The following is a 21,555-nucleotide window of genomic DNA, read 5'->3' as shown; positions in this document are numbered from 1 at the left end:
ACTCCTCAGGCGGGCGCGGCGGCGAGGCGGTGGGGGTCGAACAGCCCGATCGGGTGTCCGGTGGTGCCGGTGACGGCCAGATCGGCGAGGATCTCGCCGACGACAGGCACGAACTTGAAGCCGTGCCCGGAGAACCCGCAGGCCACGGTCACGGACTCCGGGTGGGCGGGATGCCGGGCGATCACGAAGTGCTCGTCCGGGGTGTTGGAGTACATGCAGGTGGCGGCCTTGAGGAAGGTGCCGGGCAGGTCGGGGATGCACCGGGACATGTGGTCCGCCATGGCCTGGATTTCGTCCTGGTGGACCGTCCGGTCGATGTTCTCAGGCGTGCAGATCCGGCCCTTGCGGAAGAAGGCGACCTTGGCCCCGAGGTCCGGCCCGTCGATCGACGGGAATCCGTAGATCTGGACTCCGGCCGTGTCCTCCCAGATGTAGATCGGGTGGTTCTCGGGCACGAAGGGCCGCACCCCGCCGGTGGGCTGGAACCAGTACATGACCTGCCGCTCGATGGTGAACGGCACCCCGAGATCGGTGAGCAGCTGCGGCGCCCACGCTCCCGGGCAGATCACCAGCTGGCCCGCGGTGTAGGTGTTCTCGGCGGTGTGGACGCGTACGCCGTCCCGGTACGGCTCCCAGCGCGTCATCGGCTCGTCGAAGTGCAGGTCGGCGCCCTGCTGGGTGGCGAGCTGGAGGTGGGCGGCCACGGTGTTCTCGGGGCGCACCAGACCGGCCTTCCGCTCGAAGAGCGCCACCTCGTCGTCGGCCGGGTTCAGCGTCGGGAAGCGGCGGCGGATCTCCGGCGCGTCCAGCATCTCGTGGGGCAGGTCCCACTGCTGGGCGGAGAGCAGCGAACCGGAGACGGTCCGCGAGTCGGGGTGCCCGACCATCACGCCACCGCACAGGGTGGCGATCTGGCGGCCGGTCGCCCGCTCCAGGTCCTCGTACAGCTCGTACGAGCGCAGCAGCAGCGGTACGTACGCCGGGTCCTCGAAGTAGGACTGGCGGGTGATGCGCGAACCGCCGTGACTGGAGCCGCGGTTGTGGACCGGGCCGAACTTCTCCAGGCCGAGCACGCGGACACCGCGCGCGGACAGATGGTGGGCAGCCGCGCTGCCCATGCCGCCGAGACCGATCACGATCACGTCATAAGTGGGGGACACGAGGACCTCCTTGCGGATTCAACGAACTCCGTGGGGTGACGGGGGTGGCTGGGGTGACGCCCCGCACGGGGAGCCGGTCACGAACGGCCCGCTGTCGGCGGGCCGTCCGCACTTCTCCGGCTCTCCCCGCGGCGCGCTCAGCGGCGGATGCGGGTCATCTTGGGGTCGAAGAGGGGCTCTTCGGCGACGGTCGCGGGGACCTTCTCGCCGAAGTACTCGATGTGCACACCGGTGCCGGCGGGGAGCACCGGCAGCCAGGCGTAGGCGATGCACCGGCCCAGCGTGTAGCCGTACGAGGCGCTGGTCACGTAACCGGCCGGGGCGCCGCCCGTCTGAGCGGTGGGGGCGTAGACGGGCTCCTTGCCGAGGACGACGGCCGCGGGGTCGTCGAGGAGGAGCGGAGTGAGCCGCCGGGCGGGGGCCGCGGCGGAGTCGAGCGCCTCGCGTCCCACGAACTCCTTGTCCATGCGGACCGCGAAGCCGACACCGGCCTCGTACGGGTCGTGCTCGTCCGTCATGTCGACGCCCCAGGCGCGGTACCCCTTCTCCAGCCGCAGGCTGTTGAAGGCCGACCGCCCGGCGGCGATCACGCCGTGCGCCCGTCCCGCCTCCCAGAGCGTGTCCCAGAGCCTGAGCCCCAGGTCGGCGGTGGTGTACAGCTCCCAGCCGAGTTCACCGACGTACGACAGGCGCATCGCCGTGACGGGGACGTGCCCGAGGTACGTCTCCTTGGCGCGGAAGTAGCCGAAGCCCTCGTGCGAGAAGTCGTCGCGGGTCAGCGGCTGGACGAGGTCGCGGGCGAGCGGGCCCCAGACGCCGATGCAGCAGGTGCCGGCGGTGATGTCCCGGATGTGCACGTCGTCGGGTGCGTGCCGGGCGAGCCAGTCCAGGTCGGCGGGGGAGTTGGCGCCCACCTGGAAACGGTCGGCGGCCAGCCGCGCCACGGTGAGGTCGGAACGTATACCGCCCTGTTCGTCCAGGAGCAGGGTGTACGTGACCGCGCCCGGCTTCTTGCGGAGGTTGTTGGTGGTCATGCGGTGCAGGAAGCCGAGGGCGCCGGGGCCGGTCACCTCCAGCCGGCGCAGCGGGGTCATGTCGTAGAGCGCGACCTTCTCGCGGGTCGCCCGCGCCTCCGCGGCCGCGACGGGCGACCAGTAGCGGGCCGCCCAGGCGTCGCGCTCCGGTACGCCCCCGGTCGTGTCGACGAGCGGCGCGTTCGCCTCGTACCAGTGCGGTCGCTCCCAGCCGCCCCCCTCCAGGAAGTACGCGCCGAGCTCCTGCTGGCGGGCGTAGAAGGGGCTGACACGCAGCGGACGGGGCCGCTCCATCGGCTGGAGGGGATGCAGAACGTCGTACACCTCGACGAACTGCTGTGAACCGCGTTCACAGACGTACGCCGGTGAACGCTGTGCGTCCTCGAAACGTGTGAGGTCGCATTCGTGGAGGTCGACGGAGGCCCGTCCGTCGACCATCCACTCGGCGACCGCCTTGGCGACACCGGCGGAGTGGGTCACCCAGACGGCCTCCGCCAGCCAGAAGCCGCGCAGCTGCCGGGACTCCCCGAGGACGGGCATGCCGTCGGGGGTGAAGGAGAAGACGCCGTTGAAGCCCTCCTCGATGCCGGCCTCGCCCAGGGCGGGCAGCAGCCGGCGGCAGTCGTCCCAGCTCGGCGCCCAGTCCTCCTCGGTGAAGGGGTACGACGACGGCATCTCCATGTCGTCCGCGCGCGCCGCGTCGTAGCCGGGGACCGCGAACGGGTCGACGGGGAGCGGCCGGTGGGCGTAGCTGCCGATGCCGATGCGGTCGGTGTGCTCACGAAAGTAGAGGTCGCGGTCCTGGAAGCGGAGGATCGGCTTCTCGGCCTCTTGGGTGGCGGCCGCGAGCTCGGGCAGCGGGCGCGACTTGGCGTACTGGTGTGCGAGTGGTTGCAGGGGTACGTCGACTCCGGCCATCCGGCCGATGACCGGGCCCCAGAAACCGGCCGCGGAGACCACGTGGTCGGCCGGGAAGGTACCGCGATCGGTGACGACGGCGGTGACCCGGCCGTCCTCCTGCTCGATGCCGGTGACCGTGTGACGGTCCAGGAAACGGGCGCCGCGGCTCTCGGCGCGTGCCGTCTGCGCGCGGGCCGCGAGCAGCGCGCGGGCCAGGCCGTCGTCGGGCGTGTGGAAGCCGCCGAGGACGATCGACTCGTCGAGGAGCGGCCAGAGTTCCTTGCACCGGGCCGCGCTCACGATCTCCCCGCGTACGCCCCACGAGGCGGCGTATCCGGCCCTGCGGTGCAGGTCCGCCAGCCGTTCGGGAGTGGTCGCGAGCTCCAGTCCGCCGACCGGGTCGAAGCAGGAGACGCCGTCGACCTGGAGGGAGTTGAACTTCTCCACGGTGTAGCGGGCGAAGGCGGTGAGCGTCTTGGACGGGCTGGTCTGGAACACCAGGCCCGGCGCGTGCGAGGTGGAGCCGCCGGGGGCGGGCAGGGGGCCCTGTTCGAGGACGGTGACGTCGGTCCAGCCGCGGGCGGTCAGTTCGTCGGCCAGGGAACAGCCGACGATGCCGGCGCCGATGATGACGACCTGATGACCACGCTGGCGGGTTTCGGGCGTGCTGGACATGCCCCTCCTTGCGGTGGCGGGGATGACGGGGATAGCGGGCGACGGGGCGGTGCGGGTGCGCGACGGGGAGGGTGCGCGGCGGGGAGGGTGAAGGCGCTTGCGCGCGGACGGGACGGTGAGGCGCCTACGCGCCGGGGACGTTCGGCCGCTCGGCGGCGATCGTCGTGTCCTGGCCGTGTCCGGTGTGGACGACGGTGTCACCGGGCAGTGTGAGCAGCCGGTTGCGGAGGGAGGCCTCGATGGTGGGCCGGTCCGAGTACGAGCGGCCGGTGGCGCCGGGGCCGCCGTGGAAGAGGGTGTCGCCGGTGAAGACGGCGTCGAGGAACGGGGCGTAGAGGCTGCAACTGCCCCAGGAGTGGCCCGGGGTGTGGATCACCTGGACCTCGATACCGGCGACCGTGAGCAGCGCGCCGTCGCTCAGCTCGCCGTCGGGTTTGCGGCCGGGATGCACGGTCTCCCACAGCTCCTGCTCGGCGGGGTGCAGCAGGACGAGTGCGCCGGCGGTCTCCGCGACCTCGACGGCGGCGCCGATGTGGTCGTCGTGGCCGTGGGTGCAGACGACGGCGGTGACCCGCCGGCCGGCGACCGCGGCCGTGATCGCGGACGCGTCGTGCGCGGCGTCGACGACCAGCACCTCCTCGTCGTCACCCACGAGCCACACGTTGTTGTCGACGTCGAAGGTCTCGCCGTCGAGGCTGAACGTGCCGGAGGTGACCACGCGTTCGACGCGGACGCGCCGGTCGTCCCCGGGCCGGCTCTGCCGGTCGCCGGCCGCCGTCACAGGACCACCACCGACCTGAGCACCTCGCCGCGGTGCATCTTCGCGAACGCCTCCTCGACCTGTTCGAGGACGATGGTCTCGCTGACGAAGGCGTTGAGGTCCAGCAGCCCGTACAGATATTGGTCGATGAGGAACGGGAAGTCGCGGCTGGGCAGACAGTCTCCGTACCAGGAGGACTTCAGAGCGCCGCCCCGGGAGAACAGGTCGATGAGCGGAAGGTCGATCTTCATCTCGGGGTCCGGGACGCCGACCTGGACAAGCACGCCCGCGTGATCGCGCATGTAGAAGGCCTGCTTGTACGTCTCCGGGCGGCCGACCGCGTCGATGGCGATGTCCACCCCGAAACCGTCGGTGAGGGCACGCACGGCCTCGACCGGATCCGTGCCGCGCGAGTTGACCGTGTGCGTGGCGCCGAACTTCTCGGCCTGGTCGAGCTTCTTGTCGTCGATGTCGATGGCGATCACCTTCATAGCCCCGTTGAGGCAGGCACCCGCGATCGCCGCGTTGCCGACCCCGCCGCAGCCGATGACGGCGACCGTGTCACCGCGTCCGACGTTGCCGGTGTTGACGGCGGCGCCGTAACCGGCCATCACTCCGCAGCCGATGAGGCCGGCCGCCTCCGGACGGGCGGCCGGGTCGATCTTGACCGCCTGACCCGCCGCGACCAGGGTCTTCTCGGCGAAGGCGCCGATGCCCAGCGCGTTGCTGAGCGGGGTGCCGTCCAGCAGCGTCATCGGCTGGGCGGCGTTGCGGGAGTCGAAGCAGTACCAGGGGCGGCCGCGGCGACAGGAGCGACACGTCCCGCAGGGCGCGCGCCAGGCGAGGACGACGTAGTCGCCCGGGACCAGGTCGGTGACGCCCTCGCCGACCGCCTCGATCGTGCCGGCCGCCTCATGGCCCAGCAGGAACGGGAAGTCGTCGTTGATCGCGCCCTCCCGGTAGTGCAGATCCGTGTGGCAGACCCCGCAGGCCTGTACGGCGACGAGCACCTCGCCCGGCCCCGGATCGGGGACGAGGATTGTCTGCACCTCGACGGGTGCGCCCTTTTTGACAGCGACTACGGCACGGACCTCGTGTGGCACGACCAAGCTCCTCTGCTGTTGCGCAGTGCACGATGGGTTGCGCGATGAGAGACAGTCTGAGAACGGCATCCCGAGGCCGTCAAGAGGTGGGAGTTAACCCTTGGCAAAAGGAACGGGCGGGACGAAACGTGGCCGTCACACGGAAGCGCGGGGCCGGATGATTCCTGGCCCCGCGCTGGTGTTCCGGCTCCGGTCCGGTCTGTCGCGGCTGCCCTCGAAAGCGGTGACCGCTGGTTGATTTCCCTTGGTGGGGCTGGGGTGTAGGGGTGTGCTTCCGGTCCGCTGTCGCGGTCCGTGAGGTGCCGGCGGACGTGGTGGGGGAGTCGGCGCGCTCGCGCCCGGAGGCGGTCGGGCCCGGCTAGAAGCCGTACCCCATCCGGCGCGACAGATCGGCCGCGGCGGCCACCGTGCGCTTGGTCAGCTCCGGCAGCTGATCGGGGCCCATCCGGTACACCGGCCCCGAGACGCTGATCGCGCCGATGACCTTGCCGTCGTGAGCACGCACGGGCGCGGCGACGGCGGCGAGACCCAGTTCCAGCTCCTCCAGCGTGACCCCGTAGCCCTGCTCGATCACTGCCTCCAACTCGCTGCGCAGGGCGGACGAGCCGGTGATCGTGCGCTCCGTGAAACGCGGGAGCGTGCGCGCGAGCAGCCCCTCGCGCAGGGTGGGCGGCATATGGGCGAGCAGTACCTTGCCGCTGGACGTGGCGTGCAGCGGGGTGCGTCTGCCGAGCCAGTTCTGCGCGGTCACGGAGGCGGTGCCGCGCGCCTGCATGATGTTGACCGCCGCGTCGTCGTCGTAGACCGCGATGTTGACCGTTTCGCCCAGCTCATCGGCCAGTTCGCGGCAGACCGGAACGCCCTCCTGGGAGATGTCCAGGCGTACTGCCGCCGCCCCCGCCAGGCGTAGTACTCCGGCGCCCAGGTAGTACTTCCCGCGGTCCTTGGCCTGGGCGACCAGGCCCCGGTTCTCCAGCACTCCCAGCAACCGGAAGGCCGTGGACTTGTGCACCTCCAGCGCCTCGGCGATCTCGGTGACGCCCGCCTCGCCGTGCCGGGCCAGGATCTCCAGCACGCTGACGGCCCGGTCCACCGACTGCACGGCGCTGCCCGCGCCCCTGCTCTGCTTGTCCGGCGTCTCCTCGGTCTGCTCAGCCTGCTTCTGCGTGCGGGTCATGGCTCAACTCTCACCACCTGGCGGCCCTGTTTGGGCCGCATCTGCGGGAAGCCCTTGACGTGACGGGACCCCCGCGCGGATTCTGTTGCGCATAGCGCTCCCTCGTGCGCCATACGAAACATCATGTTACCGAAGCGTCCGGACCTGGAAAGGGTTCCGGACCGCCTGGACCGAAGGTCCCGGACGCAGCGTCCGTGACCGAGAGGGGGGCCCATGATTCCCGTCTGCCGCTTTGACGACCTCCCCGCGGGCGAGTCCGTCCGCCTCGATACCACGCCGCCCATCGCGGTGTTCAACGCCGACGGCGAGCTGTACGCCATCGACGACACCTGCACCCACCAGGACGCCTCGCTCTCCGAGGGCTGGCTGGAGGGCTGTCTGGTCGAATGCCCGCTGCACGCAGCCTCATTCGATCTCCGCACCGGACAGCCGACGTGCCTCCCCGCGCGCCGCCCCGTCCGTACCCACCGCGTCACCGTCGACGACGGCATCATCCACGTCCACCTCGCGGTGGAGGAGGGAACCGCCGCATGAACGCTGTGACGGAGGGAAGCGCCCCGTGTCTCGCGGGGGCTGCCGCCCGAGGTGTGCGCAGGGAGAGGCGTGGCGTCTGGGCTGTGCGCCTGGAGGGGCGTGGCGCCTGTGCTGTGCGCCTGGAAGGGCGTGGCGTCTGCGCTGTGCGTCCGGGGGGCTGCGGCGTCTGTGCTGTGCGCGCGGAGGAGCGTGGCGTCTGCACTGTGCGCCTGGAGGGGTGCGGCGCTTGCGCTGCGCGTCCGGAGAGGCTCGGCGCTTGCGGGGCACTCAACCTGCGGTCTGCGCCCGCGTGTGCGAGGAGGCGTGCCTCATGAGGACTGTGACCGTCGTCGGGGCCTCCCTCGCCGGGATGTACGCGGCACGCGAACTGCGGGCCCAGGGATTCGACGGACGGCTCGTCGTCGTCGGGGACGAACCGCATCCCCCGTACGACCGTCCGCCCCTGTCCAAGGACTTTCTCACCGGCCGGACCGACGAGGACCAACTCGCCCTCACCGACCCGGAGGAGACCGCCGAACTGGACGCCGAGTGGCTGCTCGGCGTCCGCGCCCGCGGACTCGACGCCCGCGGCCGCACCGTGCTCCTCGACGACGGCCGTACCGTCTCCACCGACGGCGTGGTCATCGCCACCGGGGCCGCGGCCCGGCGCCTGCCCGGCGAGGACCTCGCCGGGGTGCACACCCTGCGCACCCTCGACGACGCACGCGCCCTGCGCGAGGAACTCGCCCAGGGCCCGCGCCGCGTCGTGGTCATCGGCGGAGGATTCATCGGTGCGGAGACCGCCTCGTCCTGCGCCGCCCTCGGTCACGCCGTCACGGTCGTCGAGGCCGCCCCGCTGCCGCTCGTGCCCCAACTCGGCGCCGAGATGGCCGCCGTGTGCGCCGCGCTGCACCGGCGTGGCGGCGTCCATCTCGTCACCGGGACAGGCGTCGCCGGTCTCAAGGGGGCGGCCGCCGGCTCGCGGACCACCCCGGAGCCCGAGGTGGCGGGACCGCGCAATCGGCCGCGGTACCCCCGAGCCGTCACGGGCGTGGAGCTCGCCGACGGCCGGACCCTGCCCGCCGACATCGTGATCGTGGGCATCGGCGCCACGCCCAACACCGCCTGGCTGGCGGGCTCGACCCTCGCTCTGCACGACGGCGTGCTCTGCGACGACGGCTGCGTGACCGGACTACCGCAGGTGGTCGCCGTCGGAGACGTCGCCCGTGTCGGCGGCACCCGCGCCGAGCACTGGACGTCGGCGACGGAGCAACCCCGCGTGGCCGTACGCAATCTGCTCGCCGGGCGCACCACGGAGACCGTGCGGTCGATGCCCTACTTCTGGTCCGACCAGTACGGCGCCCGCCTCCAGTTCGCCGGCCGCCGGCATCAGAGCGACACGGTGCGGGTCGTGGAGGGCGGGATCGAGGCCGGCGCACCGGGGGAGGGTGGCCTGCTCGCCCTTTACGAGCGGGACGGTCGCACCACGGCCGTGCTCTCCGTCGACCGCCCGCGCCCCTTCATGCGGGCACGCCGTGAATTGACACGCAACGCAGAGCCGGTCGAGTCGGTCGAGCCGACGGCGCCGGCGACGCTGTGACGAGTTGACCCACCGCGGGGGCGGGCTGTTTCCGAACGGCCCGCTCTCTGCGGCGTGTTCGACTCGTTGGGCGACTCGACGGGCGACTCGACAGGCGTCCATGCACGTCGCGGGCGCTAGGGGCGCTACGCCGTCACAGGCGTTACGACGTCACGGGCGTCACGGGCGTCACGGGCGTCACGGGCGTCACGGGTGCTACGGGCGCTACGGGCGTGAAGGCCGCGACAGGCACGAATGCCGCGACAGGCGCTTGGGGCGCCCTGACACGTGCCGTCGGCCGCTCGTGGCAAACGCCCCGGCGCTCAGCGGAAGGTGTGCCTGTGCGGGCTCGCCGAATGCCTGCGCGAGGATGCCGCGTGCCTGCGTGTGCCTGCCGCGGGCTGGCGCGTGCTTGCCGCGTGCCTGCGCGGGCTCGCCGTAGGCCTGCCGGGACTCGCCGCGTGCCCGCGAGGACTCACGGATGCGACAACTGCCCCGCCCCGCCCTGCCGGCGTATTCGCTCCTGGGCGCGCTCCGTCGCACGTGCCTGCCGACGGGCGGTGCGTCGCTCGCGCCGGAGCGCCCGCGCCGTGCTGCTTGGTTCGGACACCACGCCATGGCGCTGGTTCCACACCTGGCGGGTCACCCAGACGTCCAGGGCGGCCCACGTGGCCACGACCGTACTGGCCACGCTGCTGAGCACCATGGGGAAGGCGAGCCAGGAGCCGGCCAACGTGCAGAGGAAGGCCACCATCGCCTGCATGAGGGTCACGGCGATGATCAGCACCGCCCGCACCGCCGACGTCCGCACGGGATCGGGCAGCCGCCGCCTGCGCGCGGGCTCCTCGATCCACAACGGCCGGTAGTACGCGTCCACTTCCGGTTCTTCCGGGGCGTCATACCGGGCGCCGGCCACATCGTCCCCTTCCGCGGCAACGCGACGCGCGCCCATCGAGTCGTGTTCTTCCCTGCCGGCGCGATGCCCGCCCGCCGAGTCGCGTTCGTCCCTGCTCACGCGACGCCCGCTTGCCGAGTCGTGTCCGTCGGTGCCGTTGCCGGCGCCGCGCGCGTCCGTCGAGTCGTCCCGTTCCGCGGGAGTTCGACGACCGCCCGCTGGGACGTCCCGTTCCGTGGCAGCCAGGGGCGGGCGCCCCGAGCTGTGCCTCTCCAGGGCAGTGCGCCCCGGCCCCGCCGAGTTGTCCCCTTGCGCGGCAGCGCCACGCGTCCTCGTCAAGTCGCGCCTGTCATAGGGAGCTTGCCGCTCCGTCGTCGAATCGCGCCCACTCGCCGGAATGTCGCGATCCGGTGCCTGTGGGTCCCCCCGCTCGGCCACCGGCGTCGCAACGCCGCTCCCGAGCGCCTCGAGCCGCTCCGCCGTGCCCATCAACCCGTCACTCCCCACTACCGGCAGACCGCTTGCCCGGTGCCTTGAGACCCCGGCTTAACAGTGGCTGCCCGGCTTGCGCTGTTTTACGCCGCCTGAGCGCGGCATACGGCGCCTGTTGCCGATTCCGCCCCTCATTCCCGTACAGAAAGACGAACGACATCCCCCGAAGATTCCCAAAGAGCGAAGAATTCCAGCCAACCGGCTACGTATGTCGACCGGTTGGGTACCTGCTTCAGGTACCCAATCCGGGGCTGCAATCTCCCGCAATGCCGTGACAACTACGGATGTCTCGTTCCGTCCGTGGCCGGAGTGAGTCCGGACAGGCCTTCGAGTTACCCGTGTGTCGGTAGTAGGCTCACGCCGTTTGTTGACGCACATGTGTGCCCCCTGGCCGGAGGGGGTCAAGCTGGGGGAGGCCATGCGCTTTCGCGGGAAGTCCATCCGCCGGAAGATCGTGGCGCTGTTGCTCGTGCCGCTGGTGTCTCTCACCGCGATCTGGGGTTTCGCGACCGTACTCACGGGACGCGAGGCCAGTCAGCTGTTCAACGTGACCGATGTCGTGGAGAAGATCGGCTTCACCGCCGAGGACACCGTCAGCGTTCTCCAGCAGGAACGCCGTCAGACTCTCGTCTATCTCGCCGACCCGCGTGCCTCCGACGCCCTGGCGGCCCTGAAGCGCAGCCGGACCGCCACGGACCGGACGATCGCGAAGCTCCGCAAGAACGCCAAGGACGAGGACGTACAGGAGGAGATGGGCAGCGGCACGGCCGGACACCTCACCACGATCCTGGACGCCCTCGACGGAATCGACTCCCTGCGCCGCAGCGTCGAGGAGGGCACCGTCAACCGGTCCCAGGCCCTCGACCTGTACAACCGGCTCGTCGACCCCTGCTACATCCTGGTGGCCAATCTCCATGTGCTCGACGACGTGGAGATGGACAAGCAGGGCCGCGCGCTCGTCAACGCCGCCCGCGCCCGCGAACTGCTCTCCCGGGAGGACGCCCTCCTCGGATCCGCACTCGTCGCCGGGCGGATCACCCGCGACGACATCCGCGACGTCTCCGACCTCGTGGCCCAGCGCAGCCTGCTCTACACCATCAGCCTGGCGCTGCTGCCCTCCTCGGAGAGCGAACGCTATGAGAGCTACTGGAAGAACGCGGGCACCGCGCCCCTGCGCGTCGCCGAACAGTCCGTCATCGCCGCGAACCCCGGTGCCCCGCGCGGCGTCACCGCGAAGTCCTGGGACAGTGCTGCCGGACAGGTCCTCGACGAGCTGAGCAAGCTCGACGACCAGGCGGGGGACCGCTATCGGGACCGGACCCGCCCCCTGGCCGTCAACGTCATCCTCAAGGCGGCCGTCGCGGGCGTTCTCGGGCTGGCCGCCCTGCTCGTCTCGCTCGTGATGTCCGTACGCATCGCCCGCAGTCTCATCCGCGACCTGCGCGGGCTGCGCCTGGAGGCCCATGAGGCGTCCGGCGTACGGCTGCCCAGCGTGATGCGCCGGCTGTCCGCGGGCGAACAGGTCGACGTGGAGACCGAGGTCCCGCGCCTGGAGTACGACCGGAACGAGATAGGTGAGGTCGGGCAGGCCCTCAACACCCTGCAGCGCGCCGCCGTCGAGGCCGCCGTCAAACAGTCCGAACTGCGCGAGGGCGTCTCCGAGGTCTTCGTCAACCTCGCCCGGCGCAGCCAGGTCCTGCTCCACAAGCAGCTCACCCTGCTCGACACCATGGAACGCAGGACCGAGGACACCGACGAACTCGCCGACCTGTTCCGCCTTGACCACCTGACCACCCGTATGCGCCGGCACGCCGAAGGCCTGGTGATCCTCTCCGGAGCCGCCCCGTCCCGGCAGTGGCGCAAGCCCGTCCAGCTCATGGACGTCGTCCGCGCCGCCGTCGCCGAGGTGGAGGACTACGAGCGCATCGAGGTTCGCCGGCTGCCGCGAGTCGCCGTCACCGGCCCCGCGGTCGCGGACCTCACCCACCTGGTGGCCGAACTCCTGGAGAACGCGACGGTGTTCTCGCCGCCGCACACGGCCGTCCAGGTCATCGGCGAGCGGGTCGCCAACGGCTTCACGCTGGAGATCCACGACCGGGGTCTGGGCATGGCGGCCGAAGCCCTTCTCGACGCCAACCTCCGGCTGGCCGAAACCCCCGAGTTCGAACTCTCCGACACCGACCGGCTCGGGCTCTTCGTGGTGAGCCGGCTCGCGCAGCGGCAGAACGTCCGCGTCTCCCTCCAGCCCTCCCCGTACGGCGGCACCACGGCGGTCGTCTTCATCCCGGACGCGCTGCTCACCGACGACGTCCCGGACACGAACGGCATCGGGTTCCGTCTCGACCGCGCGCTGCCCATGAAGAAGGGCGAGACCGACGTCGACCGCAAGGCGGCTCTGGCCCAGGTCCCCGTGCCGCTGGCCGGCCTGCCCGCCTCGATCCTGGACGGGCCCGTCGAGCTGGAGGCGCCCGTCGAACTCGGGCCGCTCGACAGGTTCCCGGGTGGCCTGGCCGACGAGGACAGCGAGCGCGGCGGCCTCTTCAGGCCGCGCCGCTCCATCACCGGCGTACCGGACGGGACGACACACGCAGCGGGTGAACTCACCGGCGCACCTGGTGAGATCGCCGGCGTCCGGGGCGAGCTGCACCAGCAGTCCGGCGACGGCCCGGGCGAGCCGGCGCACTCCGCAGACACCGACTACTCGGACGCTCCCGTCCCGCTGCCGCAGCGGCGCCGGGCGCCGAAGCTCGTCAGCTCCCACGGACGCCCGGTGACGGACTCCCGCTCCCGGCGCGGAGAACCGGACGAGGAGCCCCTGGAGGACGTCGAGTCGCCAGATGTCGCGGAGCTCCGGGGTGCGCAGCCGCTCTCCCGGCGCGGTGCGCGGACCGAGATACCCGGCCGCTCCGGCACCCAGCGCAACGAGACATCGGCCCGCCACGGCGGCGACGGCACGGAGCCGTCGGCCCGTCTCGGCGCCGACCGCACCGACACGTACTCCCGCCGCGGCGACGGCGGCGAGCTGCCGGCCCGCGGCGGGAGTGAGCGCTCCGACTCCGCGAGCCGCTTTCACGGCGGCCCCCCCGAGGCCCCCGTCCTCCCCCAGCGCAGGCGCGCCGGCACGTGGACGGGCGGCACCGAGGAGACGAGCGTGAGTTCCGACGCTGCGACCGGAGCGGCGGAGCCGGGTACGGGCCCGCTGCCCCGTCGCGTACGACAGGCCAGCCTCGCCCCGCAGTTGAAGGACGGACCCGACCGGCGCACCGGGCGCGCCGGAGCAGGCACCGGCGGGGCGGACCCCGCCGAGCGTGACGCCGACGAGGTGCGCGGCCGGATGGCCTCGCTCCAGAGCGGCTGGCGGCGTGGCCGCGAGGAGAACGTCGTGATCGATGACGCCCACGACGGCTCAGCACAAGGAACGACAAAGGGGGACGGTCGATGACCGCACCGAAAGCCACAGGGCAGACCAGGGCGAGCACGATGTCGGGGGAGCTCAACTGGCTGCTCGACGATCTGGTGGACCGAGTCGCCAGCATCAGCAAGGCGATCGTGCTCTCCGGCGACGGCCTGCCCACCGGGGTCTCCAAGGACCTGACCCGGGAGGACAGCGAGCACCTGGCCGCCGTCGCCTCCGGATTCCACAGTCTCGCCAAGGGCGTCGGCCGGCACTTCGAGGCCGGCAGCGTCCGGCAGACGATCGTCGAGCTCGACGAAGCCTTCCTCTTCGTCACGGCAGCGGGTGACGGCAGCTGTCTCGCCGTTCTCTCCGAGGCCGAGGCGGACATCGGGCAGGTCGCGTACGAGATGACACTGCTCGTGAAGAGAGTCGGCGTACATCTGGCGGCCGCTCCACGCACCGATCTGCCCGCAGGCGGGTAGTGGGATGGCATGAGCGGAGACGGTCAGGGAACAGGCCACTGGTTCGACGACGACGCCGGACCGGTGGTCCGTCCGTATGCCATGACGCGCGGACGCACCACGAGCCCGGCCCAGCACCGGCTCGATCTGATCGCGGTCGTCGTCACGGAAGCCCACGCGGACGACCCGGAGGCGGACAAGACGCTGTCCCCGGAGCACGTGGACATCGTCGGCCTCTGCCGTGGCACCCCGCAGTCGGTCGCCGAACTCGCCGCGGAACTCGACCTTCCCATCGGGGTGGTCCGGGTCCTCATCGGCGACCTCGTGGACGAGGAAATGGTCCATGTGACGCGCCCTGTCCCGCCTGCCGAGCTGCCGGACGAGAGTATTCTGCGCGACGTGATCAGCGGCCTCCGGGCGCTCTGAGCAGCGCGGAAGCGGGGTAGTGACGTGACAGGCTGGCAGTTCTGGGTGGACCGAGGTGGCACCTTCACCGACATCGTCGCGCGGCGCCCGGACGGCCGGCTGCTCACGCACAAGCTGCTGTCGGACAACCCGGCGCGCTACGCGGACGCGGCCGTGGCGGGCGTACGCGAACTCCTCGGCACCACCCGTTCGGCCGAGAACGACGCCCCGGGCGACCGCATCGACGCGGTCCGGATGGGCACCACCGTCGCCACCAACGCTCTTCTCGAACGCAAGGGTGAGCGGACCCTGCTCGTCGTCACCCGCGGTTTCCGCGACGCCCTGCGCATCGCCTACCAGAACCGCCCCCGCATCTTCGCCCGTCGCATCGAACTGCCCGAGCTGCTGTACGAGCGGGTCGTCGAGGTCGACGAGCGGATCGCCGCCGACGGCACGGTCCTGCGCGCGCCCGATCTGGACGCCCTGGCCGGGCCTCTGCAGGAGGCGTACGACGCCGGGATCCGCGCTGTCGCCGTCGTCTGCATGCACAGCCACCTCCACCCCGCCCACGAAGAGGCGGTCGGTGCACTGGCCGCCCGGACCGGCTTCCCGCAGATCTCGCTCTCCAGCGAGGTCAGCCCGCTGATGAAGCTCGTCCCACGGGGTGACACGGCCGTCGTCGACGCCTACCTCTCGCCCGTGCTGCGCCGCTACGTGCGGCAGGTGGCCGACGAACTCCAGGGCGTCCGGCTGATGTTCATGCAGTCCAATGGCGGGCTGGCCGAAGCGGGGCAGTTCCGCGGCAAGGACGCCATTCTGTCCGGGCCCGCCGGCGGCATCGTCGGCATGGCGCGGATGTCGCAGCTCGCCGGCTTCGACCGCGTCATCGGCTTCGACATGGGCGGCACCTCCACGGACGTCTCGCATTTCGCGGGTGAGTACGAGCGGGTCTTCACCACGCAGATCGCCGGGGTCCGGCTGCGCGCGCCCATGCTGGACATCCACACCGTCGCGGCCGGCGGCGGCTCGGTGCTGCACTTCGACGGCTCCCGCTACCGCGTGGGGCCCGACTCGGCCGGCGCCGCCCCCGGCCCCGCCTGCTACCGGGGCGGCGGCCCGCTCACGGTCACCGACGCCAATGTGGCACTGGGCCGCATCCAGCCCGCCCACTTCCCCGCGGTCTTCGGCCCCGACGGGGACCAGCCTCTCGACGACCGCCTCGTCCGCGACCGCTTCGCCGCCCTCGCGCGCGAGACACGCGAGAAGACGGGCGACGAACGCACCCCGGAGCAGGTCGCGGAGGGCTACCTCCAGATCGCCGTGGCCAACATCGCCAACGCCGTGAAACGGATCTCGGTCCAGAAGGGCCACGACGTCACCCGGTACGCGCTGACCACCTTCGGGGGCGCCGGCGGCCAGCACGCGTGCAGGGTGGCGGACTCGCTCGGCATCCGCACCGTCCTCGTCCCGCCCATGGCGGGGGTCCTCTCCGCCCTCGGCATCGGGCTCGCCGACACCACGGCCATGCGCGAACAGTCCGTCGAGGCGCCCCTGGAGGCGTCCGCCATGCCCGGTGTCCTCAAGACAGCCGACGACCTGGAGAGCGCGGCCCGGGCCGAACTCCTCGCCGAGGACGTGCCCGAAGACCGCATTCAGGTCGTCCGCCGGGCCCAGCTCCGCTACGACGGCACGGACACGGCACTCATCGTCGAACTCACCGAGCCCGACACCATGACCCACGCCTTCGAAGACCGCCATCGCGCCACCTACTCCTTCATCCTCGAGCGCCCGATCGTCGTCGAAGCGCTTTCCGTGGAAGCCACGGGTCTCACCGAGCCCCCCGACCTCTCCGCCCTGGCCGCCTCCGACGACCCCGCCGCACCGCACGGCGGCCCCTCGACCCCGGAGACGATCAGCCTTTACACGGGCGGCGCCTGGCGCGACGTACCCCTGCACCGCCGCGCGGAACTGCCGCCCGGCGAGACCGTCACCGGACCCGCGATCATCACGGAGGCCGGCTCGACGACCGTCGTCGACGACGGCTGGCGGGCCGCGACGACCGACGACGGGCATCTGGTCATGGAACGCGCGGCGATTACACAGAGTTCCGATCTCGGCACAGAAGCGGACCCTGTTCTGCTGGAGGTCTTCAACAACCTCTTCATGTCCATCGCCGAACAGATGGGTGCCCGGCTGGAGTCCACCGCCCAGTCGGTCAACATCAAGGAGCGCCTGGACTTCTCCTGCGCACTCTTCGACCCCGATGGCAGCCTCGTGGCCAACGCCCCCCATATTCCAGTGCACTTGGGCTCGATGGGGACGAGTGTCCAGGAGGTCATCCGCCGTCGCGGCGACAGCATGCGCCCGGGCGACACGTACGCGGTCAACGACCCGTACCACGGCGGCACCCACCTCCCCGACGTCACCGTCATCACTCCGGTCTTCGACACGGAGAGTGAGCGGATCCTGTTCTACGTCGCCTCGCGCGGCCACCACGCCGAGATCGGCGGGATCGCGCCGGGCTCCATGCCGGCCGACAGCCGCACGATCGACGAAGAGGGCATCCTCTTCGACAACTGGCTGCTCGCCGAGGGCGGCACGTTCCGCGAGGCCGCGACCCTGGCCCTGCTCACCGAGGCGCCCTACCCCTCACGCAATCCGACGACCAACCTCGCCGACCTGCGCGCCCAGATCGCCGCCAACCAGAAGGGCGTCGACGAAGTCGCCCACATGATCGAGAGCTTCGGACTCGACGTCGTCCAGGCGTACATGAAGCACGTCCAGGACAACGCCGAGGAAGCGGTACGGCGCGTCATCGACACCCTGGAAGACGGTGAGTTCGCCTACGAGACCGACTCGGGTGCTGTCATCCGGGTCCGCGTCTCGGTGAACCGTGGACAACGCTCCGCCACCGTCGACTTCACCGGCACGTCCCCGCAGCTCGCCACCAACTACAACGCGCCGTTCGCGGTGGTCAACGCCGCGGTCCTGTACGTCTTCCGGACCCTGGTCGACGACGACATCCCGCTCAACGACGGCTGTCTGCGCCCCCTCGACATCGTCGTCCCGCCCGGTTCGATGCTGGCCCCCGAGCCGCCCGCAGCGGTCGTGGCGGGCAACGTCGAGACCTCGCAGGCGATCACGGGAGCCCTGTACGCGGCCCTGGGAGTCCAGGCCGAGGGGTCCGGCACCATGAACAACGTCACCTTCGGCAACGACCACCACCAGTACTACGAGACCATCGCCTCGGGTTCCGGCGCGGGCGACGGCTTCCCCGGCGCACCCGTCGTCCAGACCCATATGACCAACTCGCGGCTCACCGACCCCGAGGTCCTCGAGTGGCGACTGCCCGTCCTGCTCGACGAGTTCGCGGTGCGCCGCGGCAGCGGCGGCGCCGGGCGCTGGCGGGGCGGCGACGGCGCTGTGCGCCGACTGCGCTTCCAGGAGCCCATGACCGTCTCCACGCTCTCCCAGCACCGCAGGGTCCCGCCCTACGGCATGGCGGGCGGCCGGCCCGGAGCGCTCGGCGCGAACAGCGTGGAGCACGCCGACGGCACGGTCACCGAACTTGGCGGAAGTGATTCGGTGGAGGTCGGCCCCGGAGACGTACTAGTCATCGAAACCCCCGGCGGCGGCGGATACGGTCCGCCACCGCCCGACACCAGCGAAGCAGGAGAAGAGATCGATGATCTTCGGGCGTACTGAGCGCGGCAAGCCCCCGGTCGAGCCTGTCACGCTCAAGATCCTCGTGGCCGGTGGTTTCGGGGTGGGGAAGACGACCCTGGTCGGCGCGGTCAGTGAGATCAAGCCGTTGCGGACGGAGGAGGTGCTCACCGAGGCGGGCCGTCCTGTCGACGACATCAGTGGGGTGGAGGGCAAGAACACCACCACCGTGGCCATGGACTTCGGCCGCATCACCCTCCGCGAGGACCTGGTGCTGTACCTCTTCGGGACCCCCGGACAGGACCGCTTCTGGTTCCTGTGGGACGAGCTCGCCACCGGCGCGCTCGGCGCGATTGTGCTCGCCGACACCCGCCGCCTGGAGGACTGCTTCGCCGCCGTCGACTACTTCGAGCGGCGCTCCATACCCTTTGTGATGGGCGTCAACTGTTTCGAAGGGGCGACCCGTTACCCGGCGGAGAACGTTCGGCAGGCCCTCGACCTGGACGACGACGTGCCGATCGTGCTCTGCGACGCGCGGGACCGCGAATCGGCCAAGGAGGTCCTCATCGGGGTCGTGCAGCACGCGATGGCACAGGCGGCCGAACGCCGCCAGAGCGTCACCACCTGACGGGCGGCTGCCCCTGCCCACGGGGGCAGAGGCAGCCGGGTACGGCCCGTACCCCCGCCGACTGGGGTACGGGCCGCGGTCCCGACACGCACGGCCACGCGGGACGTGCGCGTGTGTGACGTACGAGGCGCACGCGCGCGTGGCGTACGCACGATGCACGCCCGTGTGACGCACAAGAGGTGCACGCGCGTGTGTCCTACGAGTGGGTCACGGGCCTGCCCCTACGAATGGTTCACGCGCGAGACCGCCGAACGGTTCACGCGCGCGGCCCCGCCCAGGAACGCACGTGCGCGTGCCTCCTGCGCGTGCCTCCCTCAGGGAACGCACGCGCGCGTGCACCTCCCTCAGCTCACGTCCTCCTCGTGCCAGCCGAAGCTCTTCTCGACCGCCTTGTGCCAGTTGTGGTACTCACGGTCGCGCTCGGCGGCCTCCATGGAGGGCGTCCACTCGACGTCCTTCTGCCAGTGCGACTTGAGCTCGTCGAGGTCGTTCCAGACCCCGGTCGCGAGCCCGGCCGCGTACGCGGCGCCGAGGCAGGTCGTCTCGGACACCTTCGGGCGGATCACCGGCACCCCGAGGACGTCCGCCTGGTGCTGCATCAGGAGGTTGTTCTTGGTCATGCCGCCGTCCACCTTCAGGGTGGTGATCCGCACCCCGGAGTCCTGGTACATGGCGTCCACGACCTCGCGGGTCTGCCAGCTGGTCGCCTCCAGGACCGCACGGGCCAGGTGCGCCTTCGTGACGTACCGCGTGAGCCCGGTGATGACCCCGCGCGCGTCGGAGCGCCAGTACGGCGCGTACAGGCCCGAGAAGGCGGGCACGATGTACGCGCCCCCGTTGTCGTCGACGCTCGCCGCCAGGGTCTCGATCTCGTCCGCGGTGCGGATGATGCCGAGCTGGTCGCGGAACCACTGGACCAGGGCGCCGGTGATCGCGATCGACCCTTCGAGGCAGTAGACGGGCGCTTCACCGCCGATCTTGTAGCCCATGGTCGTCAGCAGCCCGTTCTTCGAGGCGACGGGCCGGTTGCCCGTGTTGAGCAGCAGGAAGCTGCCCGTGCCGTAGGTGTTCTTCGCCGTGCCCACGTCGTAGCAGGCCTGTCCGAACACCGCCGCCTGCTGGTCCCCGAGCGCTGATGCGACGGGTACGCCCGAGAGCTGGCCCACGGCGGTGCCGTACACCTCGGCGGACGACCTGATCTCGGGCAGGACCGCTTCCGGGACGTTCATCGCGGAGAGGATGGACGGGTCCCACTGGAGTGTCTCCAGGTTCATCAGCATGGTGCGGCCGGCGTTGGTCACGTCGGTGACGTGCCGCCCGCCGTCCGTGCCGCCGGTAAGGTTCCAGATCAGCCAGGAGTCGATCGTGCCGAAGGCGATCTCGCCACGCTCGGCACGCGCGCGCAGCCCCGGCACGTTGTCCAGCAGCCAGGCCGCCTTGGGCCCGGAGAAGTAGCTGGCCAGCGGCAGGCCGGTCTGCTCGCGGAAGCGGTCCTGGCCGTCGGAGCCGCCCAGTTCGTTGCAGAGCGCCGAGGTGCGGGTGTCCTGCCACACGATGGCGTTGTGCACGGGCTTGCCGGTGGCGCGGTCCCAAAGGACCGTCGTCTCACGCTGGTTGGTGATGCCCAGCGCGCTGAGCTGATCGGCGCGCAGGCCGGCCTTGGCGATCGCGCCGGCGACCACGGCCTGCACCTTGGACCAGATCTCGGTGGCGTCGTGTTCCACCCACCCCGGCTTGGGGAAGATCTGGCGGTGCTCACGCTGGTCGACGGCGACGATCGCGCCGGCCCGGTTGAAGATGATGCAGCGGCTCGAGGTGGTGCCCTGGTCGATTGCGGCGACGTACTTCTCGGCGTTGTCCGGCATGGATACCCCTTGGTCGCTCGGTCAGAAGGCGGTGTTGTAGATGAGGCCCGCGAGCGCCCCTCCGATCAGCGGGCCGACGACCGGGACCCAGGCGTAGCCCCAGTCGGAGGTGCCTTTGTTCGGGATGGGCAGGAAGGTGTGCACGATGCGCGGGCCCAGGTCGCGCGCCGGGTTGATGGCGTAGCCCGTGGGCCCGCCGAGGGAGAGACCGATGCCGACGACGAGCAGGGACACCAGCAGGACCGAGATGCCGGAGCCGTAGATTCCCGCCTGTTCGCCGGGCACCGGGCCGATACCGATGCCGACGTTCTTGCCGAAGGCGAGGATCGGCAGCACCAGGCCGATCGTCGCGATGATCTCGGTGATCAGATTGGCGACCGGATTCCGGATCTCCGGGATGGTGGAGAAGATGCCGAGGGTCGGCGTCGGTTCGTCCTCGGTGCCCTCCGTGGTGCCCGTCGTGCGTACGTTCGCCTGGAACTGGGCCAAGTAGACGAGATACGCGAGGACGGCTCCCAGCATCGCGCCGACCATCTGGCCCAGCAGGTAGATCCAGACCTTGTTCCAGACGCCCGTGTCGACGGCGACGCCGATGGTGACGGCCGGGTTGAGGTGGCCCCCGGACAGCGGAGCGGCGGTGTAGGCGCCGGCCAGCACGCCGAACCCCCAGCCGAACGCGATCACGATCCAGCCCGAGGCTCTGGCCTTCGAGTATCTGAGAGTGACGGCGGCGCAGACTCCGGCGCCGAAGAGAATGAGGATCGCCGTGCCGATGACTTCGCCGACGAAAATGTCTCCGTTGCTCATGGCGGCTCCTAGGGCCCTCGCCCGGGGCGGTCCGCCCCGGT

General features: G+C 71.0%; 15 protein-coding genes. 7 read left to right on the top strand and 8 right to left on the bottom strand.

The annotated features are described in order from the left end of the window. Positions 1-5 precede the first annotated feature (5 nt). From solA to ACFWM2_RS36235, 5 genes are all read right to left on the bottom strand, one after another. On the bottom strand, positions 6-1,160 hold the full coding sequence (gene solA / locus ACFWM2_RS36255; protein WP_383289173.1) for an N-methyl-L-tryptophan oxidase: 1,155 nt from the start codon (positions 1,158-1,160) through the stop codon (positions 6-8). 137 nt (positions 1,161-1,297) lie between these two features. Beyond that, a complete protein-coding gene (locus ACFWM2_RS36250) occupies positions 1,298-3,769 on the bottom strand; it encodes an FAD-dependent oxidoreductase (protein ID WP_383289170.1) in 2,472 nt (823 codons plus the stop codon). A 124-nt stretch (positions 3,770-3,893) separates the two neighbouring features. Then, positions 3,894-4,550 carry an MBL fold metallo-hydrolase gene (locus ACFWM2_RS36245; RefSeq protein ID WP_383289167.1) on the bottom strand — a complete coding sequence of 219 codons (657 nt, stop codon included), beginning with the start codon at positions 4,548-4,550 and terminating at the stop codon, positions 3,894-3,896. After that, on the bottom strand, positions 4,547-5,632 hold the full coding sequence (locus tag ACFWM2_RS36240; RefSeq protein WP_383289164.1) for an S-(hydroxymethyl)mycothiol dehydrogenase: 1,086 nt from the start codon (positions 5,630-5,632) through the stop codon (positions 4,547-4,549). The genes ACFWM2_RS36245 and ACFWM2_RS36240 overlap by 4 nt, the downstream gene beginning before the upstream one ends. Positions 5,633-5,990: 358 nt before the next feature. Then, positions 5,991-6,809, bottom strand: a complete 819-nt coding sequence (locus tag ACFWM2_RS36235) for an IclR family transcriptional regulator (RefSeq protein ID WP_383289161.1) — start codon at positions 6,807-6,809, stop codon at positions 5,991-5,993. Between the two features lie 213 nt (positions 6,810-7,022). On the opposite strand from ACFWM2_RS36235, the gene ACFWM2_RS36230 reads away from it, so the two are divergent. Continuing rightward, a complete protein-coding gene (locus ACFWM2_RS36230) occupies positions 7,023-7,343 on the top strand; it encodes a bifunctional 3-phenylpropionate/cinnamic acid dioxygenase ferredoxin subunit (RefSeq protein ID WP_383289158.1) in 321 nt (106 codons plus the stop codon). Positions 7,344-7,653: 310 nt separating this feature from the next. Then, entirely contained in the window at positions 7,654-8,922 is a 1,269-nt protein-coding gene (locus tag ACFWM2_RS36225; protein WP_383289155.1) for an NAD(P)/FAD-dependent oxidoreductase, read from the top strand. A 454-nt stretch (positions 8,923-9,376) separates the two neighbouring features. Here ACFWM2_RS36225 and ACFWM2_RS36220 read toward each other — a convergent pair whose 3' ends face one another. Then, entirely contained in the window at positions 9,377-9,853 is a 477-nt protein-coding gene (locus ACFWM2_RS36220; protein WP_383289423.1) for a hypothetical protein, read from the bottom strand. An 853-nt stretch (positions 9,854-10,706) separates the two neighbouring features. On the opposite strand from ACFWM2_RS36220, the gene ACFWM2_RS36215 reads away from it, so the two are divergent. From ACFWM2_RS36215 to ACFWM2_RS36195, 5 genes are read left to right on the top strand one after another with little or no spacing between them, the layout of a single operon-like run. Continuing rightward, complete coding sequence (locus ACFWM2_RS36215) at positions 10,707-13,730, top strand: nitrate- and nitrite sensing domain-containing protein (RefSeq protein ID WP_383289152.1); 3,024 nt, start codon at positions 10,707-10,709, stop codon at positions 13,728-13,730. Beyond that, positions 13,727-14,167, top strand: a complete 441-nt coding sequence (locus ACFWM2_RS36210) for a roadblock/LC7 domain-containing protein (protein ID WP_383289149.1) — start codon at positions 13,727-13,729, stop codon at positions 14,165-14,167. Before ACFWM2_RS36215 ends, ACFWM2_RS36210 begins: the two co-directional genes overlap by 4 nt. Before the next feature lie 9 nt (positions 14,168-14,176). Then, positions 14,177-14,572 (top strand): DUF742 domain-containing protein, encoded by a 396-nt coding sequence (locus ACFWM2_RS36205; protein ID WP_383289146.1) that lies wholly within the window; start codon positions 14,177-14,179, stop codon positions 14,570-14,572. A gap of 24 nt (positions 14,573-14,596) precedes the next feature. Next, positions 14,597-18,256 (top strand): hydantoinase B/oxoprolinase family protein, encoded by a 3,660-nt coding sequence (locus ACFWM2_RS36200; protein WP_383289143.1) that lies wholly within the window; start codon positions 14,597-14,599, stop codon positions 18,254-18,256. Next, on the top strand, positions 18,237-18,842 hold the full coding sequence (locus ACFWM2_RS36195; protein WP_383289140.1) for an ATP/GTP-binding protein: 606 nt from the start codon (positions 18,237-18,239) through the stop codon (positions 18,840-18,842). The genes ACFWM2_RS36200 and ACFWM2_RS36195 overlap by 20 nt, the downstream gene beginning before the upstream one ends. A gap of 344 nt (positions 18,843-19,186) precedes the next feature. On the opposite strand, the gene glpK is transcribed toward ACFWM2_RS36195, so the two are convergent. Then, positions 19,187-20,707: a glycerol kinase GlpK gene (glpK, locus tag ACFWM2_RS36190; RefSeq protein WP_383289137.1), complete on the bottom strand. Its 1,521-nt coding sequence runs from the start codon at positions 20,705-20,707 to the stop codon at positions 19,187-19,189. 21 nt (positions 20,708-20,728) lie between these two features. Continuing rightward, complete coding sequence (locus tag ACFWM2_RS36185; protein WP_383289135.1) at positions 20,729-21,514, bottom strand: MIP/aquaporin family protein; 786 nt, start codon at positions 21,512-21,514, stop codon at positions 20,729-20,731. Positions 21,515-21,555 lie beyond the last annotated feature (41 nt).

Source organism: Streptomyces sp. NPDC058371 (genome assembly GCF_042723265.1).
GTDB lineage: Bacteria > Actinomycetota > Actinomycetes > Streptomycetales > Streptomycetaceae > Streptomyces.
This window is presented reverse-complemented; position numbering and strand designations above follow the sequence as displayed.